Below are 26,004 nucleotides of genomic sequence, written 5' to 3' on the forward strand. Positions count from 1 at the left end.
GCCTTGGCGACCGCAGAAAAGCGTTTCATTTAACCAGAAACCTGTGGTTATTTTCTAAGAATGCCAGAGCAGAGCCTCTTTTATTTATTACTAATATCGAACTGCCAGAAGTTCAATCGCCCATGACCGGTAACGATTCTGTCGCAAACTTCTGCATTGAGCAGAACAGGACTTTGATCTCTTCCTGCTTTGCGGCCAATGCCACGAACTGGGCAAATGGGCACAATCCTGGCGTCAGCTGACCCTTGCGGATCATATTCGCCACCTCGATGCCCTCGAGTGTGGCTGAGACTGATGCGAAGGACTTGAAGCCAAGCATGTGCCGGATCCGCTTCTTGATCGTTCGGTAATCCTGCTCGACCATGTTGTTCAGATAATTTATCCGGACCATCTCGATCAGGATCTGACATCCAAAGCTCCGCAGCATGCGGTTGACCGCGTTGAGGCTTGCGGTGTTGGCTCCGCTGCGGTCAATGACGATCTTGCAAGGCAGGCCGTTCACCTCCAAGGCCCGGGCAAAGAACTTGGTCGCCGCTAGTTTATAGTGGCGCTTCGACAGCATCAAGTCCAGGATTTTGCCGAACTTGTCGACTGCTCGGTATAGCTAAACCCACTCGCCATTCACCCGGATATAGGTTTCATCCATCTACTAAGAACGATCTGCCGGAGACTTCCGGCGATGTGCTTCTGCGGCAATCTGCGGGGAATACTTGGCGACCCAACGATTGGGCGTCGCTTGCTCCACCGGCACGCCGCGCTCCCCGAGGATCTCTTCTAGGTCCCGGTACAACACCGTGTGCGAACGCAGAAGAAGACAGCGAAAGGGATGGCCTCCTTCGGCAACCGAGCGCCTTTGGACGATTTCATCTTACGCCCACCAGAAGGCGCCCCAACCTACCGGGACCCTCGATCCTCCAGCACACTTCGGTCAAGATTGTGAACGGCGGAGCAATACTCGGCCACGGTAGCGGCGGCGCAGTGCGGTCGCGGGCGGCGCAAAAGTCGTCCACTTTTGCCCTTTCCGAGAGGGGAGGGCTTGGGGATTTTCACCGTGGGCTTGTATTTGAAGGTGCGCCGGGCTCACTTCCAGGACGGGCTGAGCGGGCGGCAGATTGCCCGGGATTTTGGCCTTAGCCGTGACAGTGTCGCGAAGATGCTGGCCTATTCGGAACCGCCTGGGTATCGGCGGACGGCGCCGATCCGACGGCCGAAGCTTGATCCGTTTGCGGATCAGATCGACCAGTGGCTTGCCGAGGATCAAGGGCGCCCCCGCAAGCAGCGCCACACGGCGAAGCGGATCTTCGAGCGGCTTCGGGGTGAATGCGGGTTTGATGGCGGCTACACAATCGTGAAGGACTATGTCCGGCTCCGGAAGCGGACAGGCAGGGAGATGTTCGTGCCGCTGAGCCATCCGCCTGGACATGCGCAGGCGGACTTTGGTGAAGCGCTGGTGGTGATCGGTGGGGTCGAACAGAAGGCGCACTACTTCGCCTTCGATCTTCCGCACAGTGACGCCTGCTTTGTCCGGGCCTACCCTGCAGCCACCACGGAAGCCTGGCTTGACGGGCATGTGCATGCCTTTGCGTTCTTCGGGGCGGTCCCCCAGTCGATCCTGTACGACAACGACAAATGTCTGGTTGCCAGGATCATGCCGGATGGCACGCGGCAGAGAACGCAGCGGTTCAGCGCGATGCTTTCGCACTACGTGGTCCAGGATCGCTACGGGCGCCCAGGCAAGGGTAATGACAAGGGGGCCGTCGAGGGACTCGTCGGATATGCCCGACGGAACTTCATGGTGCCTGTCCCGTCCTTTCCGGACTGGGATGTGTTCAACGCCCATCTCGAAGAGCAGTGCCGCAATCGCCAGGGCGATGTCCTGCGCGGCCACAAGGCCAGCATCGGTGACCGGCTGCATGCTGACCTTGCCGCGATGCGGGATTTGCCCGGCGCGCCCTTTGAAGCCTGCGATCTGCAGAGCGGCCAGGTCACGTCGACATCCGTCGTGCGTTACCGCGGCAACGACTACTCGGTGCCGGTCGCCTTTGGTCACCGCGACGTCTGGATCAAGGGCTTCGTCACCCGTGTTGTCATCGGCTGCGCGGCGCAGGTGATCGCCGATCACCCCCGGTCCTACGACACCGGCGACATGGTGTTCGATCCATTGCACTACCTGCCTCTGATCGAGCGCAAGATCATGTCCTTCGATCAGGCGGCGCCTCTGCAGGGCTGGGAGCTGCCCGAGGCCTTCGCCACGCTCCAGCGGATTTTGGAGGCTCGACAGGGTAAGGCCGGCAAGCGAGAATACGTGCAGGTTCTGCGCCTTCTGGAGCGCTTCGAGCTCGCAGTGCTGCATCCGGCGGTCAGGGACGCCTTGCGGATGGGCGCGGTCAGCTTCGACGCGATCAAGCACCTGGTCCTGTGCAGGGTCGAGCGGCGGCCACCCCGGTTGGATCTGGATGTCTATCCCTTCCTGCCCAGGACCAACATCGCCACCACCTCCGCTGCGTCCTACATGACCCTGCTGGCCGGGAGCGACGCATGACCGACGCGCCCGAACTGCTGCTGGCGCATCACCTCAAGACCCTGCGCCTGCCGACCTTCCTGCGGGAACATGACAAGCTGGCCCGTATCTGCGCGGCAGAGGGCGTGGATCATGTGCGCTACCTGGCCCGCCTGACCGAACTCGAGCTGATCGACCGCGAGCGGCGCATGGTCGAGCGCCGGATCAAGTCGGCGAAGTTCCCGACCGTCAAGAGCTTCGACAGCTTCGACTTCAAGGCCATCCCGTCACTGAACAAGATGATGGTGCTGGAGCTGGCGCGCTGCGAATGGATCGAGCGCAGGGAGAATGTCATCGCGCTCGGCCCATCCGGCACCGGAAAGACCCACGTCGCCCTCGGCCTGGGGCTCGCCGCCTGCCAGAAGGGCTTGCCCGTCGCCTTCGTCACCGCGGCCTCGCTGGTTCACGAGTTGATGGAGGCCCGCGACGAGAAACGCCTGATGCGCCTCCAACGCCAGTTGGCCAAGGTCAAGCTGCTGATCATTGATGAGTTGGGCTTCGTGCCACTGAGCAAAACCGGCGCCGAACTCCTGTTCGAACTGATCTCGCAGCGCTACGAACGCGGCTCAACCCTGATCACATCGAACCTGCCCTTCGAGGAATGGACCGAGACCTTCGGCACCGAGCGCCTGACAGGGGCCCTCCTGGACCGACTGACCCACCACGTCAACATCCTCGAGATGAACGGCGAAAGCTATCGCCTCAGCCAGAGCCGCGCCCGCCTCGCCGCTACAACCCAGTAATCTTTACAGAATTGGCCTTATGGCCAATGCGCCTTGGAACGTGCCTGCCTGATGGGGGCCACACGCTCCAAGGCGCGCGCCCATGTGGCAGACTTTTGCTCCGCCTCAATGGCCGGATTTTGCTCCGCCGTTGACAGTCAAGATCCAAAGTTTGTGACAGAACCGACTCAGGAATCTAATTCGCAAAGATTCAGGGAAAGGTCTTCATTCCTGCATTTCCGTTGGTTGGTCCGGCGTGTTTTTCGTTCGCCGTCGCACTATTCCCACGACGCTGGCGATCAGCCAGAAAAACTCCAGCATAAACGATGCCAAGTTGAATTCGAAGCACAACGAAAACAGGATAAGTGCCGCGCCCACGCCGTTGAACAGGCTGTAATAGGCTGAATCGCTGTCAACGCGCTGCAATTGCAGCAAGGAAAACGCGCCCACAATCAACAAGACGCCGATTGTCCCAACTATGTCGTGAAATTCGATTTCCATTTCAACGCCACCCCGAAGCAGCCATGCTTGATACCCCCAACAGGCATGGCTCTTTGTTTAGTAGCACCGATATAGCGGCCGGACACTGCCTAGCAACTCTGTCATGCCATTGCAGATGACAGGCACCGGAGTACGCCGACGCCGACGACAGCTAGGCCGATCGCCATCGAAAAGGCAAACTCGCCCCAGGCGGATTTCTTCTGCGCCCAGCTCACGGGCACCGAAAAAACCAGCATCATGGAGGCCATGCCCAGGATCGAGCCGGCACCGAATGCCAAGACGTACCCGATGACTTGCCATAGCGTCGAAAGCGACATCGCGGTCAGCAATATGACGAGCGCCGCAGAACCCGCTACGCCATGAACGAGGCCGACAAACAGGGGTAATGCCGTTTTCCGAGAGAGGTGCACGGCGTGTCCTTGGTCATGGTCGGTCGGAGCCTTGGGCGTATGGCTGTGAGCGTGCATATGAACGCGGTCATCGTCATGGCGGTGAAAGTGGACATGTACGCGCCGTTTCTGCGCTGTCGAGATTGCACGCAACCCCAAAAAGATCAGCATGATTCCAACACCGAATTCCATCCAGTGAGACATGTTATTCGAAATCGAAAACCCGCTGCGCATCACGATTGTCACCAATGCCAGAAGCGCCAGCGTGTGACCGAAGCCCCAAGCGCATCCCTGTACAATCGCCATGGTGCGCGAGGCCGTGTTGCGCGCAATGACAGAGACGGCTGCAATGTGATCGGCTTCCAGCGCATGTTGCAGGCCGATCAAAAACCCCAGGGCCATTAATGTGAGCATAATCTGTTCTCGCGTTGAAAGCATGATGCGGGCAGAATTCTGGTTCAAAGGTCCGAACACCGCCCCTTTGTCGGCGGGGTCACCCCGCCGAAAGCAAGTCATAAGGGCGTGTGTCTACGCGTCGCGCAGCACTTGGCCACGGTGGCCGAGCTTTCCGTTTTTGATCATCGCGCTGAGCGCATCAAGGATGACGCGTGTCGCCAGCTGCGAGGTGTTGTCATTTACGTCGTAGGGCGGCGCCACTTCGACGACTTCCATCGCGCAAAGCCCGGCACCCGCAACGATGCGCACCATTTCCAGCGCTTCGCGTGGGGAAAAGCCGCCGGGTTCGGGCGATCCAGTTCCTGGGGCATAACCTGGGTCGATACTGTCAATGTCAAAGCTCATGTAGACTGCATCACAGCCATCCCAGGCCAGCTCTAGCGCTCGCTGTGCGGTTCTTTCCGGTCCCATGTCCTCGAAGTCGCGCATGGTGATCACGCTAGTGCCGCGGTCGCGCGCCACTTCAGATCCGGGACGATTGCCGTACCATCCGCCAATACCGATCTGAACCAAATTCTTGGGCGGGCAATTTGACAGTCCGTAGTCATGCATATGGTGGTGATGCTGGTGCGCCTTTGAATGATTGACACTTTCGTGATTGTTACTGGTCCAGTACCAGGGCGTCGTGTGCATGCGTTCGTCCATGTCGATATCCTGCGTATCGAGGTGTCGGTCGAAATGGATTATGCCAACATTGCCTTTGATGTTCTGCGCCACGCCGCGCACATTGGGATAGCCCAGGCTGTGATCGCCGCCCACTATAATCGGAAAGGTTCCGGAATTGTAGATATGGCTGATGGCTAGACTAACCTGATCGAATGTCTTTTCGATATTGCCAGGAATGACGAAGACGTCGCCCGCGTCACACAGTTCGAGTTCTTCGAAGATATCGACGGCGCCGTCCACGCAATAGCCATCATAAAGCGCCGAGATGCGCCGCACACCCTGCGGCCCGAAACGCGTTCCGGGGCGATATGTCGTACCAGTATCAAATGGGACACCGACAAACGCGGCCTCGTAGTCACCAACCTTGCGGATATCCTCGCAATAAGGGGTCTTCATGAACGTGTTGATGCCCGCAAAAGCCGGAAGGTGCCCGCGGCTGAACAACGAGATTGAACGATCGTTGATTGACTTGGCGGCCTCGAGTCCCAATTCCAGACCGCGCTCGATTTCCCGCTTCTGCTTAGTTTGCGAAATGCGTTCAAGCTTCTTGAGGTTTCGGTTGCCTTCGAATTCGTCGGAGGGATTGTCGGCCATTGGAAAGCCCCTTTCATTTTCTTCAGTGCAACTAGGTTTCTTTGAGAGAAAAAGCAGCACTTGAAAGCGCCGCCAGTCACGGGAAGATCAGTTGCTGACGCGCCCTATCCACGCATTGGATGTGAATGTATCGCCCAACCCAGCTGCGTTCAGTGATTCCAGAATGCCGGAATCCAAACCTTCTGATGCCGGAACTGTTGTGTCCAGAACGCCGGCTTCCTGGTAGACGGTACCAAACATGTCCCAAGTGGCGGGAAGATATCCCGCTTCGCAGTCAGGACGCCCACCGAACAGAAGCTTACCCCAGCCGCTCGGCTCGGTGGGTGGTGTAGGCGCGCCTTCGGGCAAACTTTCGCAGATGGGTTTGCCATTTCCGATTCCGAATGCGCCCAGGTTCTGGTCGAAGTTCAGCATGACCGCGCCTTCCTGGGTCAGTTCAACATCGGCAACGGGCCAGTCCAGACCTTTGGCAACAATATCGTTGCCCTCTGCAGGGTTCTCTTTCCACCAGTTGACCGCTTCGAACCAGGCGCGCACCAGCTCTTTCGCAGTGTCGGGATTCTTGGCAAGCCATTTCTCATTGCAGGCCATGGCCTCGGAAATCAAGCCGCGCTCCCATGTGCGGTCGGTCAGGCTGGTCTTCAGAACCTTTGCGCCATCCCGTTTTGCCGATTGCAGTGAGAACGGAACGTAGTTCACATCAATATCCAGGCTACCGCTGACGAAAGCGGCGGCACTATCCTGCGGAAGCATGATACGGTGATCTGCAGCGTCGAGTGGAAGGCCGGCTGCTTTGAGCGTCAGGAGCATCCACATGTGATTGAGAAATGCATAATCAGCACCAAAGCTCTTACCCTCAAAATCCTCGACCGATCCGATTGATTCATCAACGACCATTTGATCCAGCCCGAAGGACATAGCGGGAACAGCAACGACCTTGACCGGCACACCAGCGGCCCGCGCCACGACAACACTATCAAGTGTGTTCATCATACAAGCCACCGTGCCCGACGTTAGCGTAGCGTTCTTAGCGGTGATATCTTCAATAAGCCGGATATTGATGTTGATGTCTTTGGCCATCCCCTTTTCCTGCACGATGTACCACGGCGCATATGGCGAGAAAGATATAATGGCGATATCAACATCTTCCGCGGCCTGAACAGGTGCCGTCAGCGTTGCAGCGCAAACCGCACCCGGTAGCCATTTGAATTTCTTCTTGATAGACATTTTCGTGTCCTCCCAGTTTCGGACGGCTTGGGCTGTCCGTTTTTGTATTGTTTCTGTCGTCAACCTAAGCAGCTGCCGCCGCTACGATTTCTTCGCGCATCATCGCAAAGAGCTTTCGCTCCATCTGGGCGTAGCCGTCCTGATCGAACATCTCTTCTTTCTGCTTGAAGCGTTTTCCCTTCTTAAATTCCATCGGAATGCTTTCCTTGATCCGGCCAGGATTTCGCGTGAAAAATATGATCCGGTCTGCCATATATATGGCCTCTTCGATATCATGGGTCACAACTAGGACGGTCTTTTTCTCACGCTCAATCACCTCAACCATCATTTCCTGCATCTCCCAACGCACCTGCGCATCCAGCGCGCCGAACGGTTCGTCCATCAATATGATTCGTGGGTTCTGCGCCAGCGTCCGGGCGATGGCCACACGCTGTTTCATGCCGCCCGACAGGCTGGCCGGGTAGCTGTGCGCAAACTTTTCCAAATGCACCAGCTTGAGAAAATCCTGCGCTGTTTTTTCACGATCGTCCTTAGGGACGCCCATGATTTTCATGCCGTATTCGATGTTTTTTTTGGCTGTCAGCCATGGGAAGGAAGTATAGGCCTGAAAGATCATGCCACGGTCCGGGCCGGGCTTTGAAATCGGAGTGCCAAACGTTTCAAGCGAGCCTTGCGTCGGCAGCTCCAATCCTGAAATCAACCGCAGCATTGTTGTCTTGCCGCAACCGGACGGACCGATGAAGGCAACGACCTCACCCTCATGAACTTCCATCGCGACGTCGTGAAGCGCAGTGAAGGTACCATTGACGTATTGTTTGACAATACCATTGGCCGATACAGCGAGCTCTTGTGATTGTGTTGTCATGGCTCAAACTTTCTTTTTGATGTTCCACGGAAACAGAACCCGTTGAACGACGCGGAAAAAGATATCTGTCAGCACGCCCAGCACGCCAATCATGAATATGCCGGCCATGATTGTATCGACGTTAAGGAATCGCCCTGCCCGCATCATCACTGCGCCAATCCCATCGGACGCGCCAACGATTTCGGCAATCACCAGATATGTCCAACCCACGGCAATCATTGTGCGCATGCTGTCTATGATCGCAGGCATAGCCGCGGGCACCACAACTTCGAGTACGATACGCGCGCGTGACGCCCCCATGGTTAGTGCGGCTTCGGTGTATTCGCGTTGCACCGCCTCAGTATTATCCAGAACCATGGCAATCAGGAAGAACAGCACACCCAGAAACAGCAGTCCCATCTTCGCCGTTTCGGAGGGGCCGAACCAGACCAGCAGCAGGGGGATAAAGGATGCTGCCGGCAGATAGCGCCAACCCGAGACCGTGGGATTTATCAGCGCCTTGAACTTACCAAAACAGCCCATCATGATGCCTAATGGAATCGCCACAGCAGAGGCGGCAAAGAAACTGCCGAAAATCCGAATACAACTGCGCAGAACATCGTAAAAGAAACCCTTCTCTGAGAACAAGAAGATCAGTTCCCCAACAACTTGTTCGACCGATGGTAGAAAGCGCCTACCTTCTTCCGGGGTCGCATAGTGCCCGATTTCCCATACGGCAAAAAAAATGAACGCCCCAAGCAAACCTAGAATTACAGTCTGCCGTCCACTTGCAGGCGACAGCAGTTCGAAAAACCGTTCTTTATGCGCTTGGACATCAGCGGCGCGGGCAAACAGTGCTGGAGCATCGCGATTTGTAACAATTGCAGAATTCTTGGTGCCCTGAATCACTTTTTTCTCCCCCAAAACGCGCGCTTTTCGCGGTGCTACACTTTCGCGGTGCTACACTTTGCTAGAATCAGCATAAGATATTTTTTGGAGGATAAAACCGGTCAAAAAAAAGATGCCAATCATCAAAAAAAATGATGAATTTCACAAACCTAGGCTCAGGACCCATTGAACTTGCGACTACGGCGTGATTCAGCCTCCGAAAGGAGACTGACCGATGAGCAACCTTTTGTGGCTGACGGACGCTGTGAACGGCGGAGCAATACTCGGCCACGGTAGCGGCGGCGCAGTGCGGTCGCGGGCGGCGCAAAAGTCGTCCACTTTTGCCCTTTCCGAGAGGGGAGGGCTTGGGGATTTTCACCGTGGGCTTGTATTTGAAGGTGCGCCGGGCTCACTTCCAGGACGGGCTGAGCGGGCGGCAGATTGCCCGGGATTTTGGCCTTAGCCGTGACAGTGTCGCGAAGATGCTGGCCTATTCGGAACCGCCTGGGTATCGGCGGACGGCGCCGATCCGACGGCCGAAGCTTGATCCGTTTGCGGATCAGATCGACCAGTGGCTTGCCGAGGATCAAGGGCGCCCCCGCAAGCAGCGCCACACGGCGAAGCGGATCTTCGAGCGGCTTCGGGGTGAATGCGGGTTTGATGGCGGCTACACAATCGTGAAGGACTATGTCCGGCTCCGGAAGCGGACAGGCAGGGAGATGTTCGTGCCGCTGAGCCATCCGCCTGGACATGCGCAGGCGGACTTTGGTGAAGCGCTGGTGGTGATCGGTGGGGTCGAACAGAAGGCGCACTACTTCGCCTTCGATCTTCCGCACAGTGACGCCTGCTTTGTCCGGGCCTACCCTGCAGCCACCACGGAAGCCTGGCTTGACGGGCATGTGCATGCCTTTGCGTTCTTCGGGGCGGTCCCCCAGTCGATCCTGTACGACAACGACAAATGTCTGGTTGCCAGGATCATGCCGGATGGCACGCGGCAGAGAACGCAGCGGTTCAGCGCGATGCTTTCGCACTACGTGGTCCAGGATCGCTACGGGCGCCCAGGCAAGGGTAATGACAAGGGGGCCGTCGAGGGACTCGTCGGATATGCCCGACGGAACTTCATGGTGCCTGTCCCGTCCTTTCCGGACTGGGATGTGTTCAACGCCCATCTCGAAGAGCAGTGCCGCAATCGCCAGGGCGATGTCCTGCGCGGCCACAAGGCCAGCATCGGTGACCGGCTGCATGCTGACCTTGCCGCGATGCGGGATTTGCCCGGCGCGCCCTTTGAAGCCTGCGATCTGCAGAGCGGCCAGGTCACGTCGACATCCGTCGTGCGTTACCGCGGCAACGACTACTCGGTGCCGGTCGCCTTTGGTCACCGCGACGTCTGGATCAAGGGCTTCGTCACCCGTGTTGTCATCGGCTGCGCGGCGCAGGTGATCGCCGATCACCCCCGGTCCTACGACACCGGCGACATGGTGTTCGATCCATTGCACTACCTGCCTCTGATCGAGCGCAAGATCATGTCCTTCGATCAGGCGGCGCCTCTGCAGGGCTGGGAGCTGCCCGAGGCCTTCGCCACGCTCCAGCGGATTTTGGAGGCTCGACAGGGTAAGGCCGGCAAGCGAGAATACGTGCAGGTTCTGCGCCTTCTGGAGCGCTTCGAGCTCGCAGTGCTGCATCCGGCGGTCAGGGACGCCTTGCGGATGGGCGCGGTCAGCTTCGACGCGATCAAGCACCTGGTCCTGTGCAGGGTCGAGCGGCGGCCACCCCGGTTGGATCTGGATGTCTATCCCTTCCTGCCCAGGACCAACATCGCCACCACCTCCGCTGCGTCCTACATGACCCTGCTGGCCGGGAGCGACGCATGACCGACGCGCCCGAACTGCTGCTGGCGCATCACCTCAAGACCCTGCGCCTGCCGACCTTCCTGCGGGAACATGACAAGCTGGCCCGTATCTGCGCGGCAGAGGGCGTGGATCATGTGCGCTACCTGGCCCGCCTGACCGAACTCGAGCTGATCGACCGCGAGCGGCGCATGGTCGAGCGCCGGATCAAGTCGGCGAAGTTCCCGACCGTCAAGAGCTTCGACAGCTTCGACTTCAAGGCCATCCCGTCACTGAACAAGATGATGGTGCTGGAGCTGGCGCGCTGCGAATGGATCGAGCGCAGGGAGAATGTCATCGCGCTCGGCCCATCCGGCACCGGAAAGACCCACGTCGCCCTCGGCCTGGGGCTCGCCGCCTGCCAGAAGGGCTTGCCCGTCGCCTTCGTCACCGCGGCCTCGCTGGTTCACGAGTTGATGGAGGCCCGCGACGAGAAACGCCTGATGCGCCTCCAACGCCAGTTGGCCAAGGTCAAGCTGCTGATCATTGATGAGTTGGGCTTCGTGCCACTGAGCAAAACCGGCGCCGAACTCCTGTTCGAACTGATCTCGCAGCGCTACGAACGCGGCTCAACCCTGATCACATCGAACCTGCCCTTCGAGGAATGGACCGAGACCTTCGGCACCGAGCGCCTGACAGGGGCCCTCCTGGACCGACTGACCCACCACGTCAACATCCTCGAGATGAACGGCGAAAGCTATCGCCTCAGCCAGAGCCGCGCCCGCCTCGCCGCTACAACCCAGTAATCTTTACAGAATTGGCCTTATGGCCAATGCGCCTTGGAACGTGCCTGCCTGATGGGGGCCACACGCTCCAAGGCGCGCGCCCATGTGGCAGACTTTTGCTCCGCCTCAATGGCCGGATTTTGCTCCGCCGTTGACACCTCACAAGGGAATGTTGCAGCCTGCTCCAAATGCCGCAACACCATGCAAAAAAGTACCTTCATTGAAAATCGTGCTTGGATGGCGGCACCGCTCCAGATCGTATGACGGCCGCGGCGATCTGTTGGCACGGCCGCCAAAGTAATTTTGGGATCGAATAAGATCGTCAGTGAGTCCCGGCTCTTGAGCGCTTTATTGGAGCAGTGTGGTATGTTCCGATTGCATCCAAGATCTATTGGGGGATAAATAGGGGGAAGATACGCCACTCTTAGAAGAAAAATAAATATAAATCAATAACTTGGTGACATTCTTTGGTGGACCAGAGGTGAACCAGCTTCTTGGTACACTAGGTGAAGGCGAGTACGGACTGTTCGTTTGCCTTGGATCATTCAGTCGCGCCGCTTCCGACTTAGAACGAAATCGAGCAAAACTGCGATTGGTGGATGGAGAAGACTTCGTCGAGATGGTTCTTGAGAACTACCCCAGCCTTTCCCCACGGTATCGTTCGACCATTCCGCTAAAGAACATCTACGTCCCAGACCTCGGGAAATCGTGAATGCTCATATGGTATCAGCCGCAGAAAGCGTGACTGAGGAACTTGTGGAATACGGCTGGTCTGTTAGCCAGCTACAAAATCGCTGTAGGAACCAACTGCCTTCCACGATCTATCGCACCCTTATTCACTACCTGCTTCGCCCGAGAGATGGAGCGTTTCTGAATGGATGACGTCTGACGATTGCTCGGTGATCGTTCCCAGCCCTCCGAGCAGCGCAAGCATCATGTCCTGTATCCGTCTCACGTTTTCGTCCACCTCTCCTGCAACTGGTTGCAACGGATTGGCGATCCTGTTGCCGTAGAGCCCGATCATCGCGCCGAGTTTCACGGACTGGTTTTCAATCTGAGTTACAAGCTGAAGTCCTGCCCGGCGGTCTTTCGCTGTGGTGCTTTCCCGGACGGTGCGCCACGCCTCGGCGCGGGCCAATCGCAACGAGGATATGCAGTCCATCACATAGTCGCGGGCCTGCATGCCGGATGCTTCCTTGCGCAGATCTTCGATCAACCGCGCCCGCCATGCTCCGGCGGTGTTCACCGATACGCCGAACGCCTCGCTGATCTCGGATAGCGTACGGCGCTCCATGAACAGCGGGAGCAGGTCAGCTTTCACCACCTCCCAGTGCTCTTCGGTCAGAATGCGCGCGTGGCCGGTGCAAGCGACCGGCAGGTCTGCGCCTTCCAAGCCCGCTACGTCATCCGCGCCCGACGCTGGACCGCTTGTAGCGGTGCAATCGATTTCGGTCGGACGTTGAGGAACTTCGGTCATCTTGGCTCTTTCATGGGATTGCCCGAGATGCTGATGGGCGGAGGCGCGTTGCAACCCGGTGCAACACCTCCGCCCACCGCCCTTCCCTGACAGGAACTTGGTGTAACTTGGTGCCACCCCCTCACGGGGACAGGCGAGACAGGCAGAAGCCCGCAAGGCAGAACACTGGCCAGAACAGCACGAATGCGACCCATGCGCATATGGCATCCGCGCTGAGCGCCTGCACGCGCTGCTCCAAATAGAGGTGGCGTTCCAGATCGGGCGTTTCGGTCTGTTCGAGCGGGCGCATCACGATCCGCTGCCAGAGACGAATGCCAAACCGGAGATAGGCGACGCCAATCGCTGCGTAGAGGATCATCGTGGCTCTGCCTCCCGACCTTCGATGCGCTTAAGCACGCCCCAGATTTGCGCGCGGTCGGGCGTACCGACATCCGCAAACAGATTGTCGTGAAGTTCGATGATTGCATTGGTGCCGGACCATTCCGCCAGCCAACGGCTTGCTTCGCGATAGTAGGCCAGTTCGAGCGATGATGCGGGCACCATGGAATATCCCGATCTGACGTTGAGCAAGGCGCGCCAAACCAGCGCCGGAGCTTCGCCGAGCAGGGGGTTAATCGAGGCACCCAAGCTATTCCCGCCCGTCTTTGCGCGATGATCGCGGCACAGGCAATTGAACAACCGTTCCTGCGCGGTTTCGGCCTTAACGAGGTGCGCCATGATCCGCGCGTGACCCCGCTCCGATATGCCTATCTCCGGGCAATCAGGATCGAACCTGTAGCCCAGAAAGTCGAAGGGTATATTGTCAAAGTATTCCGGTTCACACAGCGCAAGCGGGCCTGCGGAGCACCGCTCAAAGTGAGCGGCCAAGGTGTCAGCCATCGTCCGCGTTCCATCCGCCGTCTTCGCCAAGACAATCAGGTTGTCGAAGCAAAGGAGCACCCGCGCATCGTCTCGCGTGGGGATGCCGTTGAGCAGCCACGCGAGGATGAGGCCGGAGAGCGGCGAGCCCTGTATGAGGCCCCTCGGCCCGCTTGCATTGTGTGTGATCAGCGTAGTACCAAGAGAGTACAGAACATGAGCAGCAACTCTGTATTTGCGATCTCTCTCAGTCGGTATTTCTCTCAAGTCTAGCGTTCGTCTTATCACCTCCTTGGGTAGTGGCAGTTCGTATAGGGCGTCGGGGTTGACCGATTGGTAGCAGTCAACGACATCGGTGACGGCGGCAAAGCAGTAGCCTTCATTCTGAAGGCGCTTGACCTCACCGGCCGCTGCATCCCGGCCAAAATGCTTTACGCCAAAGACGTTCTCGCTCCGCTGATAAAGCTGCTCTAAGACCGGCTTCAGTAGGTAGTGCACCGCCTTCAGTTCGGGCGGCAGCTCACACTTTATGCGGTGCCCTCCGCTGCGCTTAGACGAGGGCCACCACATGACGGGAGCATTGCCCGGATCGCGAGCGTTCACGCGCTCAGCGAGGCTCATGGCTTGTTCCCGCGAGGGCGTCCCGCCCAGCGCTCTCAGCGCCGCGCTGAGGCGGGCATGGGGATTTCGCAGGTAGTTCCGCATGACAGGTTGCTGACGGCATCCTGACGCCGTCGCGTTACCCACATTGGCGGCAAGCTCCGCCGCCTTCTGGTGAGCGTGGCCCTGTTCCCTGATCCAATACTTCACCGGATCAGAGCGCAGGTCATTTGATACGGGTGGTCGCACAATCATTCGGCGTCTCGTGCTTCCAAGAGGCGATTGAGCCAGTCCCGAAAGGTTTCGCTGCGAATGGGCGCACACTCCAACCATAGTTCTCGAATGCGGGAATGGATAAGGCCCTCAACCAGAATGAGCATGTTGCCGCTCCTTTGACTCAGGTTGGTCATCATACTCATTCGAACATATCGTAGCGTTTGTTCGAGAATGACCTTTTCGGCTTCGATCTCGTTGTTTTCGGGCGTAAGAGTCGTCGTCATCGCGGGGGTTCCTTTCAGAGGTCGAAGTCAGGCGACTGTTTCGGTGATCGGGGTAAAGTGGAACTTGCACCGGGTGCGGTATGTCCGTTCCCCGTAGCCATCATCGACGGCAAATTGGTCCACGGCATTGGCTTCGAGATACTGCTTCATCTCCGCGCTGATCGGGACGCCGTCGCCCCTCTTAAACACGGTCTCCACTCCAGGGTTGGGCCAGTTGAGGACGGCGTATCTCATCCCGTGCACCAAAGTCGCCAAGTGGGTCGTCAGTTCGCTGCTCATCGGTTTCACCTTACTGCTTCTTGCTCAGGCCAAAGGCGCGAGCGATGTTGGATTGCTTCGGCTGTTCTCTCTCGGGCAGCCGAATACCGAACGTGGTTTCAATCTTGCGACGCCGGGCTTTTGCGCCGCCGTCATTTGTGACTGTCTTCGGGGTGTCGGCGGCGCTGGGCAATGCCGGGTCCCGACCAAAGAGCATCGCTGCTCGCTTGCGTTCGCAGGTGGCTTTAGGTTCGTCATCCGGCTGAGCCTGCGCGGGCTTTGCTTCGGTCATCTGGTGGCGATACCAAATGCTCTGGCGGGGGTCAGTTTGTTGCTCGCCGGTGCAACCGGGTGCACAGTTTTTTTGTGCCATGGCACATGTTCCTTTTGGTTCGAATGAGAGGTGGTAGATCAGGCCGAGCGCTGAGCGTTAAGGCTGTCGCAGTGGCGATGAAGTTCCTCAGTCAGCCAATAGACACGGCGACCGATATGAACGGGTTCAGGGATATGACCCAGTTTCGTCCAGCGCCACAGGGTTGCCGTACTGATACCGTAAAAGGCTGCGGTATCCCGGGCAGAACTTAACCTACCCTTCTGCAATTGGTTTGGCATTTTACGAGACCTTCTGCTGTCTTTTGTGGGATCAAGATGGCAGAACGGTTTTTGGGTAAATACCCCCACAATATTACAATAGGGTTTCCGGCTAGGAACTAGGGTCTGTTGACGTTCAGGATTCCCATTTGATCTGAGTTCTGATTCAAGGTTGCAAACAGAGGAGAGCAGCCTTGACCCGTTTCGTATTGACCGATGCCCAATGGGCAACCATCGAGCCCTATTGCCTTGGCAAGAGGACCGACCCTGGTCAGACCGGGGGTGACCCGCGCGTGTTCATGGAAGCGGTGCTTTGGATCGTGCGCACGGGAGCACAATGGCGCGACCTACCCGACGAGTTTGGCAATTGGAACTCGGTGTTCAAACGTTTTCGCCGTTGGGTGATGGCCGATGCATTCTACCGCATGTTCAAAGCTTTGGCGGCAGCCCCGGACTTCGAATACGCAATGATCGACGGTTCCATCGTCAAGGTCCATCGTGCGGGTCAGGGCGCTAAAGGGGGACTCACAGCCAGGCCATAGGCCGATCCCGCGGGGGCGTGACGACCAAGATACTGGCGCTCACCGATGCGCTTGGCAATCTCGCAGACTTCCGCCTGCTACCGGGACAAGCGCACGATCTGCGCGGCGTGCCCGACCTGCTGGATGGCTTCTATGCCAACCACATACTTGCCGACCGTGCGTTCGACGCAGATTGGTTGCGCGACGCACTCTCAAAAAGAGAGATCGCGCCGGTCATTCCACCGCGAAAGAACCGCAATCAGCCCGCCGTATACGACGAAGAGATGTACAAATGGCGGCATCTGGTCGAAAACTTCTTCCAGAAAATCAAGGATAACAGAGGCATAGCAACCCGGTATTGCAAGACAGACGCCAGCTTTTCTGCATTCATATCTGTCGCAGCAACCGTATTGTGGCTCAAATGAACGTCAACAGACCCTAGCTACTGAAGAAATCTGGAAAGCACACAACCTTCCGGACCACAGCCTAACGTTTTGCGGGCCGCCCCGGCCGAGCGAGGTTTCCAACACCAGCTCCCCTCAGTCTCTCCCATAGTCTGCTCATGGTGTTTGACTTGGGTTCTTTTCCAAATTGTTCCGCCAGCATATTGATCGTTACGGGAGTTTCATGGTTTTCTACAAACTCGATAGCCTTGCGCAGATCGTGATCGTTTAAGATGCACAGGACCGCGCCTGTGAGACCGGCAAGCGTCGACTTAGCCCTATCAAATAATACTTGCTCGTCTGGATGGCTCGGTGACGGGAACTCCGATGGTTTCAATACTGTCCAGTCCTCATTGAGAAATGCGAAGGTGCGTTTTCTTGCGCTGGCACGCTCCAATAGACTCACCTTAACCACACTTAGATCACCAACTTTAAGAAGAGCCGCCCCATCACCCCAATCTTTTGTCGGAAAGATAATCTCCTCTCTGATGCGATGCAAACGGTCGTCAAGGTCACATAGACGCAGAAGTCCCGGAACCCTATAGATATGTTCCTCCAAAAGTATCATAGCCAAACCAATTCGGAGCTTTTCGCGAAGTTGAGAGACTTTTAGACTATCTTCAATAGTGTTTGTAGAATGCGCTACCCAAAATGAGCGCGGGGTCGGCGCGGCACAAATCCTATCGACAAAATCCCGTAAATCAGCTTTCTCTCGAACCTCGCGTAAAAAGCGCCGGTCCAGTTCGGAGACAAGCTCGCAGCCATTGGGAATTTTCATCTCGTCTGAAACCCGCCTGCAACGCGTTGCACCGTCATATTTATCCCCTCGCCATCTTCACAACCTGACCGGAAGACTTGCCGCTCACGAATTGCCCCCAGCGCTCCAGTAGCGCCCGTCGTCTTTCGAGATGGTCGGTCCGGTTATATGCCTGCGTCACCTTATTCCCCACAGAGTGCGCCAGCATCATCTCGCTGACCTCAAACGGGGCGTCGGTGACCTCGGACAGCCAAACCCGAAGGCTGGTACGGAAACCGTGGGGACGAGCTTCCATCCCCCGCCGCTCCATCAGGCGCGACATGGTGGCGTCTGCGATCACCCCCTTACGGACATTCGGGAACAGGTAGCCATCTCGGGAAAAGCGGCGCGCTTCGCCAATGACGCCCAGCGCCTCTGAAGATAACGGCACACGGAAATCCGGCGTTCGGTCCCTGAGCCCCTTCATCGCCTCGCCGGGGATCGTCCAAACGTCGCCCGCAAGCTGATCTTCGTGAAGCCACCGAACCGGGCCGCTACGTACTCCTGTCAGGATCAGGAACCGGAGCGCGAGATGGGTCACAGACCCTTCGTCCAAAGACTGGTAGAAGGCAGGCACTTCCTGCCAAGGCAGCGAAGGAATGTTCGTGATCTTGTGCCGGGACTTCCCGAGCAGAGCCCGCGCCTTCTCCGGGGCCTGCAAATCCACATTCAATCCCAGCGCCGCAGCATGACGAAGGCAAATGCCGATGCGGTTCAACGCCTTCTGGGCCGTATGTGCCTTGCTGTGCCAGATCGGGGCCAGTGTGTCGCGAATGTCGATCTGGTCGAGGTCCGACACGGGCACCTTGCCCAGCTTCGGCAGAACATGAAGCTCAAGCGGGCTGAACCACCGGCCAGCCTTGCCGTCGCCCTTAAGCTCGGCCTTGCGGCTTTCAAACGCATCCTCGGCAACATCCTTGAGCAAGTGCAGGTTCCGTGCGGCGTCACGCTTCTCTCGCTCCCGGTCTTTGATCGGATCAACATTGCTGCGCACCTTGGCCCGCGCGTCGTCCGCCTGTCTGCGCGCCTCGGCTAGAGAGACCGAAGGGTAGGCCCCGAGCCCCATCTCCCGTCGGCGTCCATGGATAGTAACCCGGAGGAACCATTGCGCTCCGCCATCATTTCGCTTGTGAAACCAGAGGCCACCGCCATCAGCATATTTGCCCGGCGCGGCTGCGGCGATACCCTTCGCGGTTAGTCGGTTCAAAGCCCGCATTCTGCATTCCTCTGTCCACCCTACCACCCACCTTTGAGCATAAGACAGTATGAGGTCAAACGAAACCCAAAAAGAGGGGATGATAGACTGATTTCAATCGCTTACGAGAATGGTGAGGCTTTATGATAGGGCGTGAAATCTTGGGTGTGTTCAATGCACTGCCGTCTGGGGGCACCACCTGCAATGGCCTTCAGCTCAATCCATGTTCAGGTCGGCGAATTTCCGGCCGTTCTTGATCAGATCATCCCAAAGCGCCGCTGGCCGCCAGAAGGCCTCGTCCTCGCGGGCGTAGTCGCGCAGCGTATCCCGCATCTCCAGCAAACCGACCTGATCGGCCATCTGCATCGGACCGCCGCGCCAGCGTGGAAAGCCGTACCCGGTCAGCATGACGAGGTCGATGTCCGATGGACGGGCGGCGATCCTCTCCTCCAGAATGCGCGCACCTTCGTTGGCCATGGCGGCCAGTGCCCGACACTGAATCTCGGCCTCGGCGATCCGCCGCGGCTCAATGCCCTTTGCCGCACGTTCAGCGGCAATGATCTCCAGGACCTCCGGGTCCTCGGCGCCAGCCCGGGACCCTTCAGCATAAACATAGTAGCCTCTTCCAGCCTTCTGACCGAGCCACCCCAGTTCGCACAGCCGGTCACCGATCGCCACGTAGCGTTCGGTCGGATCGCGGTGTTCCGCCAGCCGGGTGCGCCGCGCCCAGGAGATGTCGAGCCCGGCCATATCCAGCACCTGATACGGCCCCAGCGGAAAACCCCAGCCGACCATCGCCCGGTCGACCTGGTAGGGGCTGGCACCGTCTTCCAGCAGGAAATCCGTCGCGGTGCGATAGGCCGTCAGCACCCGGTTGCCGATGAAGCCGTCGCAGACGCCTGCCCGAACCGCGACCTTGCCCAGCCGCTTGGCCAGCGCAAAGGCGGTTGCAGTTACGTCCGGCAAAGTCTGGTCGGCTACCACCACCTCCAGAAGCTTCATCACATGCGCTGGAGAGAAAAAATGAAGACCGATCACGTCGCCCGGCCGCGATGTTGCCGCCGCGATCCGGTTGACATCCAGATAGGAGGTGTTGGTGGCAAGTATCGCGCCCGGTTTCGCCACCGCGTCAAGCTCGGCGAAAATCTGGGATTTTACGCCCTCATCCTCGAACACCGCTTCGACAACGAGATCCGCCCCGGCCAGCGCCGCCATTCCCGTCGCCCCGGACATCCGGGACCATTCGGCTTCCCTGTCCGCCAAAGACAACCGCCCTTTGGCCACTGCACGGTCCCTGTTCGTCGCAACACGGGCGAGCCCCGCCGTCAGCGCCTGATCGTCGCGTTCGATCATCGTCACACGATATCCGGCGGCGAGGCAGGCGGTCGCGATACCCGAACCCATCAGGCCGCCACCGATCACCCCGATCGCGGCAATCTCACGCGTTTTGATCCCTGTCAGATCGGGATGATGGGCAGCGCGGCGTTCGGCGAGAAAGGCGTGGCGCAGGGCGGCTGCCTCGGGCGTACCGACCAATTCATCAAACGCGGTTCTTTCGTAGGCGAATCCTTCTTCCTCAGGCAGCAGCAGCGCCGCCTCGACGCAGTCGATGATCCGCGGCGGGGCGGGCAGGCGGCTGATGCCGAGCCCCTTGCGGGCCTCGGCCACCGCCGCGAGCCATTCGGACGCATCCTTGCGGTGATCCGGACGTTCGGCAGCCGATGGCAAAGAAGCATCACCCGAGATATGGGCGGCCGCGAGACGTTCAGCCGCGAGACGGGCCCCGCCCTCGGTCACAGCGTCGATCAGCCCAAGCTCAAGCGCCCTCTCTGCCGGAATCGGCAGCCCGCTCGTCATCATGCCCAGCGCAGATCTGGCCCCGATCAGGCGCGGCAATCTTTGTGTCCCACCCGCGCCGGGCAGGATGCCCAGCGTGACCTCGGGCAAACCGAGCCGCGTGCCGGGATCGGCCAGGCGCACATGCGCGGCGAGCGCCAGTTCCAGCCCGCCGCCCAGCGCATTCCCGTGCATCGCGGCGATGACCGGTTTGGGACATGCCGCCACGGCATTGCACACTTCCGGAAGCCAGGGGTCGCGAGGCGGTTTGCCGAATTCACGAATATCGGCGCCGGCGGGCCAGGTCCGGCCAGCGGCGGCCAGAACAATCACCTTTACTGCCGTGTCGGCTGCGGCTTCACGTAAAGCCGTCATCAGGTCGCTGCGCAAATCTGCACCTAGTGCGTTGACGGGCGGGTTGTCGATGACAACCGTCATCACCCCGTCTGTCGTGCTCACACGCACTGTCTCAGCCATACTGTCCGCCCCGTTCAGCCCCGTTCCGCTTAGTCTAGATGACCCAGTCCATCTGGCAAAGCTCCATTGCCCGGCCGGGCAGGTCCAAGCCTGTTACGACGGGGCGCAGTTGCGGCAAAACGGGGTGGCAGGCAGGAGGTCTAGCCGCTCCTCAGAGATCTGGTCACCGCATTTCACGCAATAACCGTATTCGCCTTCCTCGACCCGGACGAGCGCGGCCTCGATCATCCGGATTTCCGCCTGTGCCGATTGACCGAGATCTTCCAGCACCTCGTCCGCCTCACGTTCCGTCGCCATTTCTTCCCAGTCCTTGGCCTCATGGCTGTCGAGCTCGGCCCCGATCCCGGCGATACGGTTCTCCAGATCGGCCTTGCGCGCTTCTAGTTCGCCTCTGCGTTCGGCAACGGATTTCATTCGGGTCTCCTTCACCAATCCCCAAAATCATATGTGCAGGCTCGGCTGGAACCGACCTTGATGCAAGTCAATCCTGCAACGGCCAACCGGCCGCTGCAAGTCATGCCCCGCGCATACCCTCTTCCGTCGGGAGACGGCGCTGAGTATGGTCGCGCTGCCCGAATGACGGCCATGTCCACAGGAGAGATCATGGAGATCCGCCAACTGACCCCAACTTATGCCGTGTCTCCCCAGATCGCTCCGGAGGAGGTGGCAGCCATTCGCGCTGCCGGGTTCGCCACGATCATCAACAACCGACCTGACGCCGAAATCCCGGCAGACCTGCGCGCCGATGCGATGCGTGTTGCGGTCGAGGCGGCCGGTCTGGCCTATGTCGTGAACCCCGTCATCGGCGGCGCCATCACGATGGAAAACGTAACACAGCAGCGTAATGCGATCGATGCGGCGACAGGGCCGATACTGGCCTACTGCGCCTCGGGCAACCGGTCCTCCATCGTCTGGGCACTGGCGAATGCGGGCCGTGAACCGACTGACACGCTGATAACGACGCCAGCCCGCTGGGGATATAATCTGGAGCCGTTCCGCGCGACGATCGATCAACTGGCCACGAACTGACCGTATTCCGGACGCCAGTCGTGCTGGCGGTATAGCGCCTGTATTTGTTGCCGATCGGTGGAAATCTGTATTGGCCCCGGCCCTATGGATGAGCGGCCGTGGGTGCCTTCGGCCCGGCTTTGGGCAGTACAGCAGCGGGCGTATCCGCCATCTGCTTGCCACCGGCCACCGCCGGCCGCGGCAGCGTCACCGCATCTGACCCATACGCACCCTCAGGCGTTCGATCAGGATTCGAGCTTGCCTCGGGCGTTGCGGCGTCCCTCTCAAGATCGATCAGCAACCGGACCGCAAGATTGCCCTGGCACTGACCCAGCTTGCCATGTGCGAGAAACCGGCGTCCGCGCCCTTCGATCCTAAGTCGTGTGATCATCCCCGGCGAAAGGGGTACGAAATCACCCGGCGCCAGATCAAGCAATGCCGAGAGGGGCAAGGTCACGCGGTCAAGGACCGCCTCGATATGAACGCGGGCGCCCAGGACCGCGGCTTCCAGCCGCGCGTTCCATTCGGCGGTCGCGGCGGCACTGCCATCGACAACCGTCTGGCCGTGAGCGGCAGAGCCCGTCGACTTCGGCGGCGCGCCCTGCCCGTCCGACGGCAGCGCAAGCAAGAGCTTTCCGTGCCGCCCGCCCTCGCCGCCGATTTCCAGCGTAACGCGAAACCCGTTGTAACCGGCGTCTTCCATCAGCAAGGCCAGCGGGCGCGGGTCTTCCAGATAGGATGCGTAGCGAAACCCACCGGCCCAGACAATCGCCATATCGGCGGCAAGGAGCAGGTCCAGTTCTTCAAATACCCGGTCGAGAAAGGCGGCGGACATCGCCGCGTCGGTCCGGGTCGGTCGTCTTGCGGCAATGTCCCCGGCCCCAACCTTGCCGGTCGTCTGCATTTCGATCAGGCTGGCCAACACTTCAGGCGCCAGCGCAATCAGCCCTATGGCGTCACCCGGCCCATGCAGAAGGGCGATGAGCGGCCGCTCTGGCAGGGCTTCGATGATTTCCGCAAGCGACATGCGGCCTTGCCGGATCGACGCGACACGCATGGACAGCTTCATCCTGTCCTGCGCCGCCTTTGCCAGCGACTGGCCAATGGCCTTCTCGGGCGTAAGCGCAGCGCCGGTATGGCCGCGGCTTGCTTCCACCTTGCGTTTCAAGACCGTATCGTTTGTGCGTTCGTTCATGCCTCCGTCCCGGTAACCCGTGCGGACCTCCGGCCAGACTAGGCCGGACAGGATTACCAAAGCGTTGCGGATGGTAAGTGAACGGGCCTATTCCGCAGCGGCGGCCTCGACACCGACCTCTCGCCGGACTGGAAGCGAGACACGGAATGCCGCGCCGCCCTGCCCGGGAAGATAGGCGATGGTGCCGCCGAGGTTGGCCATGATCTCTCGGCAGATGGCGAGGCCGAGCCCCGCCCCTCCGGCCCGCGCCGTATCGGTGAGGCGCGCGAATTTCTCGAAGATGAGCCGTTGCGAGGCTTTGGGGATACCGGAGCCGTTGTCGATGAAATCGACGATGATGCGTCCGCCCCGCTGACGCGCATTGATCGACAGTTCCGGCCGTTCGGCGTCGCAGTATTTACGCGCGTTCGAGACGAGGTTGATGAAGACCTGCACCAGCCGGTCGGTATCGGTGATAACCGGAATATGCTCGGCCGGGTAATCGCGATGCAACGTGAACTGCCGTTCAGGCCGCGTGTTCGACGCAGCCTGCACCGCCTTCGAGATCAGATCGTGCAGATTGGCGACCTTCACGTCGAGCTTTACCTTGCGGTTTTCCAGTACGGAAAGGTCGAGAAGGTCATCCAGAAGGCGGGTCAAACGGATCGTTTCGTCATGGATGACGCCTGCATATTTCTTCTGCATCTCGGCGGGCAGATCGGGGTCCTTGAGGATCTCCGAAAACGCCCGGATCGACGTCATGGGGGTGCGCAGTTCATGGCTGATCTGGCTCAGGAACGCATCTTTTTGCACAGACAGGTCCTTCAACTTGTCATTGGCCTCGGTCAATTGCCGGGCGGTGCGGGCCAGTTCCTCGGACTTCGCCTCCAACTGCGTTGAGTATTCAAGGATCTGCTGGGCCTCGGACGCCACTGCCATCAGGTCTTGCGCCGACACCGCGGCTCCGACAGCGAACTGGGCGATCATAGCATGAGCGGTGGCCGACCCGACCGCCCCCGCCAGCCGACGTTCGAGGCGTTCGATGAAGTCAGGCGTGGTTTCCGGCAGGAACCCCGCCTTGCCCTGCGCCCCGGCCTCGGCCTCGAAGAATCCCTGCGCTTGATCGGCGCCGAGAATGCCTTGCGCCATTGTCAGTAGATCCTCTGCCTCGGCGCCGCCCCGGCTCCATCCCCGCGCGCCGGGATCGTGGTCAAAGACATTGACGAAGGCGAGCCCCTGCATCCGTTCGACCGGGCCGGGGAAGGTGAAGAGTGAGACGCTTACGAACGTGAAGGTATTGAGCGAGAGCGACCAGAACAGCGCGTGCAGCAGAGGATCGAGCCCCTCGATGCCGAAAAGCGCCTGCGGGCGCAGCCAGCCGATGCCCCACGGGCCTTCGGACAATATGCGGGCCGAGAGAAGCCCGCCTTCGCCGAAGGATGGCAGGTAGAGCGTATAGAGCCAGGTTAGAAAGCCGACCGTCAGACCCAAAGCTGCACCGGTTCCCGTCGCCCCGCGCCAGAAAATGCCGCCGACCATCGCGGGAAGGATCTGCGCCACGCCGAGAAAGGCGATAAGCCCGATGGCGGCAAGCGCCGCCGATCCACCGGACAGCACATAGTAAATGTAGCCCAGCGCCAGAACCGCCGCGATGGAGATGCGGCGGGACATCAGGACAAGACCGCGCACGTCGCCCGGCGCCCTTGCGCCACCTTCGCGCAAACTCAGCCACAGCGGCATCACGACATGGTTCGACACCATCGTGGCGAGCGCGATTGCCGCGACGATGACCATCGACGTCGCCGAGGAGAAACCCCCGAGGAAGGCCAACATGGCGAGCTTGCCCTGCCCTTCCGCCAAGGGCAGCGTCAGGACGAAAAGGTCAGGGTTCGCGCCCTCGGGCAGTTCCGAAAGCCCGACAACCGCGATCGGCACGACAAAGAGGCTCATCAGGAGCAGATATAGAGGGAACGCCCATGACGCCGTCGAAAGGTGCCTTTCGTCGGAGTTCTCGACGACCATGACCTGAAACATGCGGGGAAGAGTCAGAACCGCGGCCGCCGAAACGAAGGTCAGGCCGATCCAGCGGCCCGGTTGCAGCGGCCAGTCGGCGATGGGTGACGCATGAACCCGTGCGGCAATGTCGGACCAGCCATCGGCCACGCCCCAGACGACGAATATGCCGACGGCGAGAAGGGCCACGAGCTTGACTACGGCTTCCAGCGCGATGGCCATCACGACGCCGTGGTGGCGTTCATTGGCGTCAAGATTGCGGGTGCCGAACAGGATCGTAAACAGGGTCAGCCCCCCTGCGACCCAGAGTGCGGTGGCGCTTTGATCCGGCAAAGCCCAGCCCTCGGGCGTGCCGCTTGCGAAGACCCCGAAGGACAGCGTCACCGATTGCAGTTGCAGGGCGATATAGGGCGTTGCTGCGACGACCGCGATCACGGTGACGATGACGCCGAGCACGTTCGACTTGCCATAGCGCGATGAGATGAGGTCGGCGATGGAGGTCACACGCTGGCTCCGGCCGATGCGGACAAGCTTTCGCAGGATCACCCACCAGCCGATCAGGACCAGTGTCGGTCCGAGATAGATCGTCAGGTATTCAAGCCCCGATCGCGCCGCATACCCCACCGCGCCATAAAAGGTCCAGGCTGTGCAATAGATCGACAGCGACAGCGTGTAGACCAGAGGTGAGCGGAGCCAGCCGACCCTCCCGCGCTCAGCCCGTCTTTCGGCGGCAAAGGCAACGAGGAAGAGAAGCCCCACGTAGACGAGGCAGACCGCGACAAGGATATTGAACGGCACC

Annotated in this window: 25 protein-coding genes and 1 pseudogene; 7 read left to right on the forward strand and 19 right to left on the reverse strand. The window is 59.5% G+C overall.

The window, feature by feature from the left end:
- Nucleotides 1-193 precede the first annotated feature (193 nt).
- Nucleotides 194-867: pseudogene (locus QKW60_RS01530) on the reverse strand (IS6 family transposase); the annotation flags it as partial.
- A gap of 175 nt (nucleotides 868-1,042) precedes the next feature.
- On the opposite strand from QKW60_RS01530, the gene istA (QKW60_RS01535) reads away from it, so the two are divergent.
- Nucleotides 1,043-2,542, forward strand: a complete 1,500-nt coding sequence (istA, locus tag QKW60_RS01535; protein WP_419762640.1) for an IS21 family transposase — start codon at nucleotides 1,043-1,045, stop codon at nucleotides 2,540-2,542.
- Nucleotides 2,539-3,303, forward strand: a complete 765-nt coding sequence (gene istB / locus QKW60_RS01540; RefSeq protein ID WP_282365903.1) for an IS21-like element helper ATPase IstB — start codon at nucleotides 2,539-2,541, stop codon at nucleotides 3,301-3,303. The genes istA (QKW60_RS01535) and istB (QKW60_RS01540) overlap by 4 nt, the downstream gene beginning before the upstream one ends.
- 204 nt (nucleotides 3,304-3,507) lie before the next feature.
- On the opposite strand, the gene QKW60_RS01545 is transcribed toward istB (QKW60_RS01540), so the two are convergent.
- The 6 genes from QKW60_RS01545 to QKW60_RS01570 form a co-directional block, all read right to left on the reverse strand.
- On the reverse strand, nucleotides 3,508-3,783 hold the full coding sequence (locus QKW60_RS01545) for a CBU_0592 family membrane protein (protein WP_282365905.1): 276 nt from the start codon (nucleotides 3,781-3,783) through the stop codon (nucleotides 3,508-3,510).
- A gap of 101 nt (nucleotides 3,784-3,884) precedes the next feature.
- A complete protein-coding gene (locus QKW60_RS01550) occupies nucleotides 3,885-4,634 on the reverse strand; it encodes a HoxN/HupN/NixA family nickel/cobalt transporter (RefSeq protein ID WP_282365908.1) in 750 nt (249 codons plus the stop codon).
- 66 nt (nucleotides 4,635-4,700) lie between these two features.
- Nucleotides 4,701-5,888: an agmatinase family protein gene (locus tag QKW60_RS01555; RefSeq protein ID WP_282365910.1), complete on the reverse strand. Its 1,188-nt coding sequence runs from the start codon at nucleotides 5,886-5,888 to the stop codon at nucleotides 4,701-4,703.
- A gap of 87 nt (nucleotides 5,889-5,975) precedes the next feature.
- On the reverse strand, nucleotides 5,976-7,115 hold the full coding sequence (locus QKW60_RS01560; RefSeq protein ID WP_282365912.1) for an ABC transporter substrate-binding protein: 1,140 nt from the start codon (nucleotides 7,113-7,115) through the stop codon (nucleotides 5,976-5,978).
- A 64-nt stretch (nucleotides 7,116-7,179) separates the two neighbouring features.
- Complete coding sequence (locus QKW60_RS01565; protein ID WP_282365914.1) at nucleotides 7,180-7,980, reverse strand: ABC transporter ATP-binding protein; 801 nt, start codon at nucleotides 7,978-7,980, stop codon at nucleotides 7,180-7,182.
- Between the two features lie 3 nt (nucleotides 7,981-7,983).
- On the reverse strand, nucleotides 7,984-8,868 hold the full coding sequence (locus QKW60_RS01570) for an ABC transporter permease (RefSeq protein ID WP_282365916.1): 885 nt from the start codon (nucleotides 8,866-8,868) through the stop codon (nucleotides 7,984-7,986).
- Between the two features lie 350 nt (nucleotides 8,869-9,218).
- On the opposite strand from QKW60_RS01570, the gene istA (QKW60_RS01575) reads away from it, so the two are divergent.
- The 3 genes from istA (QKW60_RS01575) (at nucleotide 9,219) to QKW60_RS21010 (ending at nucleotide 12,170) form a co-directional block, all read left to right on the forward strand.
- Nucleotides 9,219-10,718, forward strand: coding sequence for an IS21 family transposase (istA, locus tag QKW60_RS01575; RefSeq protein ID WP_419762640.1), 1,500 nt, complete (start codon nucleotides 9,219-9,221; stop codon nucleotides 10,716-10,718).
- Nucleotides 10,715-11,479: an IS21-like element helper ATPase IstB gene (gene istB / locus QKW60_RS01580; RefSeq protein WP_282365903.1), complete on the forward strand. Its 765-nt coding sequence runs from the start codon at nucleotides 10,715-10,717 to the stop codon at nucleotides 11,477-11,479. The genes istA (QKW60_RS01575) and istB (QKW60_RS01580) overlap by 4 nt, the downstream gene beginning before the upstream one ends.
- A 460-nt stretch (nucleotides 11,480-11,939) precedes the next feature.
- Entirely contained in the window at nucleotides 11,940-12,170 is a 231-nt protein-coding gene (locus tag QKW60_RS21010; RefSeq protein WP_419762636.1) for a restriction endonuclease, read from the forward strand.
- Between the two features lie 120 nt (nucleotides 12,171-12,290).
- Here the strand turns inward: QKW60_RS21010 and QKW60_RS01590 are convergent, their stop codons facing one another.
- The 6 genes from QKW60_RS01590 to QKW60_RS01615 all read right to left on the reverse strand — a co-directional run bounded on the left by QKW60_RS01590 (nucleotide 12,291) and on the right by QKW60_RS01615 (nucleotide 15,524).
- Nucleotides 12,291-12,935: a hypothetical protein gene (locus QKW60_RS01590; protein WP_282365918.1), complete on the reverse strand. Its 645-nt coding sequence runs from the start codon at nucleotides 12,933-12,935 to the stop codon at nucleotides 12,291-12,293.
- A 121-nt stretch (nucleotides 12,936-13,056) separates the two neighbouring features.
- A complete protein-coding gene (locus QKW60_RS01595) occupies nucleotides 13,057-13,293 on the reverse strand; it encodes a hypothetical protein (protein ID WP_282365920.1) in 237 nt (78 codons plus the stop codon).
- A complete protein-coding gene (locus QKW60_RS01600; RefSeq protein WP_282365921.1) occupies nucleotides 13,290-14,414 on the reverse strand; it encodes an RNA-dependent RNA polymerase family protein in 1,125 nt (374 codons plus the stop codon). Before QKW60_RS01600 ends, QKW60_RS01595 begins: the two co-directional genes overlap by 4 nt.
- A gap of 230 nt (nucleotides 14,415-14,644) precedes the next feature.
- Nucleotides 14,645-14,893, reverse strand: a complete 249-nt coding sequence (locus QKW60_RS01605; protein ID WP_282365922.1) for a hypothetical protein — start codon at nucleotides 14,891-14,893, stop codon at nucleotides 14,645-14,647.
- Between the two features lie 27 nt (nucleotides 14,894-14,920).
- On the reverse strand, nucleotides 14,921-15,172 hold the full coding sequence (locus QKW60_RS01610) for a hypothetical protein (protein WP_282365924.1): 252 nt from the start codon (nucleotides 15,170-15,172) through the stop codon (nucleotides 14,921-14,923).
- Nucleotides 15,173-15,182: 10 nt separating this feature from the next.
- Nucleotides 15,183-15,524 (reverse strand): hypothetical protein, encoded by a 342-nt coding sequence (locus QKW60_RS01615; RefSeq protein WP_282365925.1) that lies wholly within the window; start codon nucleotides 15,522-15,524, stop codon nucleotides 15,183-15,185.
- 412 nt (nucleotides 15,525-15,936) lie between these two features.
- On the opposite strand from QKW60_RS01615, the gene QKW60_RS01620 reads away from it, so the two are divergent.
- Nucleotides 15,937-16,688, forward strand: a protein-coding gene (locus QKW60_RS01620; RefSeq protein WP_282365926.1) for an IS5 family transposase whose coding sequence is annotated in 2 segments (ribosomal slippage) — nucleotides 15,937-16,267 and nucleotides 16,267-16,688 — 753 coding nt in all. Because the reading frame shifts where the segments join, the coding sequence is not laid out codon by codon here.
- 61 nt (nucleotides 16,689-16,749) lie between these two features.
- Here QKW60_RS01620 and QKW60_RS01625 read toward each other — a convergent pair.
- The 4 genes from QKW60_RS01625 to QKW60_RS01640 all read right to left on the reverse strand — a co-directional run bounded on the left by QKW60_RS01625 (nucleotide 16,750) and on the right by QKW60_RS01640 (nucleotide 21,424).
- On the reverse strand, nucleotides 16,750-17,484 hold the full coding sequence (locus QKW60_RS01625; RefSeq protein ID WP_282365927.1) for a hypothetical protein: 735 nt from the start codon (nucleotides 17,482-17,484) through the stop codon (nucleotides 16,750-16,752).
- Between the two features lie 40 nt (nucleotides 17,485-17,524).
- The gene (locus QKW60_RS01630; RefSeq protein WP_282365929.1) at nucleotides 17,525-18,718 is read right to left on the reverse strand and encodes a tyrosine-type recombinase/integrase; all 1,194 of its coding nucleotides are present in this window, start codon (nucleotides 18,716-18,718) and stop codon (nucleotides 17,525-17,527) included.
- A 195-nt stretch (nucleotides 18,719-18,913) separates the two neighbouring features.
- Nucleotides 18,914-21,010 (reverse strand): 3-hydroxyacyl-CoA dehydrogenase NAD-binding domain-containing protein, encoded by a 2,097-nt coding sequence (locus QKW60_RS01635; RefSeq protein WP_282365930.1) that lies wholly within the window; start codon nucleotides 21,008-21,010, stop codon nucleotides 18,914-18,916.
- A gap of 93 nt (nucleotides 21,011-21,103) precedes the next feature.
- Nucleotides 21,104-21,424, reverse strand: a complete 321-nt coding sequence (locus tag QKW60_RS01640; protein WP_282365932.1) for a TraR/DksA family transcriptional regulator — start codon at nucleotides 21,422-21,424, stop codon at nucleotides 21,104-21,106.
- A gap of 189 nt (nucleotides 21,425-21,613) precedes the next feature.
- Here QKW60_RS01640 and QKW60_RS01645 point away from each other — a divergent pair, with 189 nt between their 5' ends.
- Nucleotides 21,614-22,039, forward strand: coding sequence for a protein tyrosine phosphatase family protein (locus QKW60_RS01645; protein ID WP_282365934.1), 426 nt, complete (start codon nucleotides 21,614-21,616; stop codon nucleotides 22,037-22,039).
- Nucleotides 22,040-22,121: 82 nt separating this feature from the next.
- On the opposite strand, the gene QKW60_RS01650 is transcribed toward QKW60_RS01645, so the two are convergent.
- Together QKW60_RS01650 and QKW60_RS01655 are read right to left on the reverse strand one after the other, a co-directional pair.
- Nucleotides 22,122-23,213, reverse strand: coding sequence for a flagellar motor switch protein FliM (locus QKW60_RS01650; protein ID WP_282365935.1), 1,092 nt, complete (start codon nucleotides 23,211-23,213; stop codon nucleotides 22,122-22,124).
- An 87-nt stretch (nucleotides 23,214-23,300) separates the two neighbouring features.
- Nucleotides 23,301-26,003 (reverse strand): sensor histidine kinase, encoded by a 2,703-nt coding sequence (locus tag QKW60_RS01655; RefSeq protein ID WP_282366846.1) that lies wholly within the window; start codon nucleotides 26,001-26,003, stop codon nucleotides 23,301-23,303.
- Nucleotide 26,004 lies beyond the last annotated feature (1 nt).

This window comes from Albidovulum aestuarii, assembly GCF_029961185.1.
Classification (GTDB): domain Bacteria; phylum Pseudomonadota; class Alphaproteobacteria; order Rhodobacterales; family Rhodobacteraceae; genus Albidovulum; species Albidovulum aestuarii.

Excerpts from the sequence above, each read along its gene's own strand:
- istB (WP_282365903.1), top strand. The coding sequence starts at position 2,539 with ATGACCGACGCGCCCGAACTGCTGCTGGCGCATCACCTCAAGACCCTG.
- QKW60_RS01545 (WP_282365905.1), bottom strand. The coding sequence starts at position 3,783 with ATGGAAATCGAATTTCACGACATAGTTGGGACAATCGGCGTCTTGTTG.
- QKW60_RS01555 (WP_282365910.1), bottom strand. The coding sequence starts at position 5,888 with ATGGCCGACAATCCCTCCGACGAATTCGAAGGCAACCGAAACCTCAAG.
- QKW60_RS01560 (WP_282365912.1), bottom strand. The coding sequence starts at position 7,115 with ATGTCTATCAAGAAGAAATTCAAATGGCTACCGGGTGCGGTTTGCGCT.
- QKW60_RS01565 (WP_282365914.1), bottom strand. The coding sequence starts at position 7,980 with ATGACAACACAATCACAAGAGCTCGCTGTATCGGCCAATGGTATTGTC.
- istB (WP_282365903.1), top strand. The coding sequence starts at position 10,715 with ATGACCGACGCGCCCGAACTGCTGCTGGCGCATCACCTCAAGACCCTG.
- QKW60_RS01590 (WP_282365918.1), bottom strand. The coding sequence starts at position 12,935 with ATGACCGAAGTTCCTCAACGTCCGACCGAAATCGATTGCACCGCTACA.
- QKW60_RS01595 (WP_282365920.1), bottom strand. The coding sequence starts at position 13,293 with ATGATCCTCTACGCAGCGATTGGCGTCGCCTATCTCCGGTTTGGCATT.
- QKW60_RS01600 (WP_282365921.1), bottom strand. The coding sequence starts at position 14,414 with ATGAGCCTCGCTGAGCGCGTGAACGCTCGCGATCCGGGCAATGCTCCC.
- QKW60_RS01605 (WP_282365922.1), bottom strand. The coding sequence starts at position 14,893 with ATGACGACGACTCTTACGCCCGAAAACAACGAGATCGAAGCCGAAAAG.
- QKW60_RS01610 (WP_282365924.1), bottom strand. The coding sequence starts at position 15,172 with ATGAGCAGCGAACTGACGACCCACTTGGCGACTTTGGTGCACGGGATG.
- QKW60_RS01615 (WP_282365925.1), bottom strand. The coding sequence starts at position 15,524 with ATGGCACAAAAAAACTGTGCACCCGGTTGCACCGGCGAGCAACAAACT.
- QKW60_RS01625 (WP_282365927.1), bottom strand. The coding sequence starts at position 17,484 with ATGAAAATTCCCAATGGCTGCGAGCTTGTCTCCGAACTGGACCGGCGC.
- QKW60_RS01630 (WP_282365929.1), bottom strand. The coding sequence starts at position 18,718 with ATGCGGGCTTTGAACCGACTAACCGCGAAGGGTATCGCCGCAGCCGCG.
- QKW60_RS01635 (WP_282365930.1), bottom strand. The coding sequence starts at position 21,010 with ATGGCTGAGACAGTGCGTGTGAGCACGACAGACGGGGTGATGACGGTT.
- QKW60_RS01640 (WP_282365932.1), bottom strand. The coding sequence starts at position 21,424 with ATGAAATCCGTTGCCGAACGCAGAGGCGAACTAGAAGCGCGCAAGGCC.
- QKW60_RS01645 (WP_282365934.1), top strand. The coding sequence starts at position 21,614 with ATGGAGATCCGCCAACTGACCCCAACTTATGCCGTGTCTCCCCAGATC.
- QKW60_RS01650 (WP_282365935.1), bottom strand. The coding sequence starts at position 23,213 with ATGAACGAACGCACAAACGATACGGTCTTGAAACGCAAGGTGGAAGCA.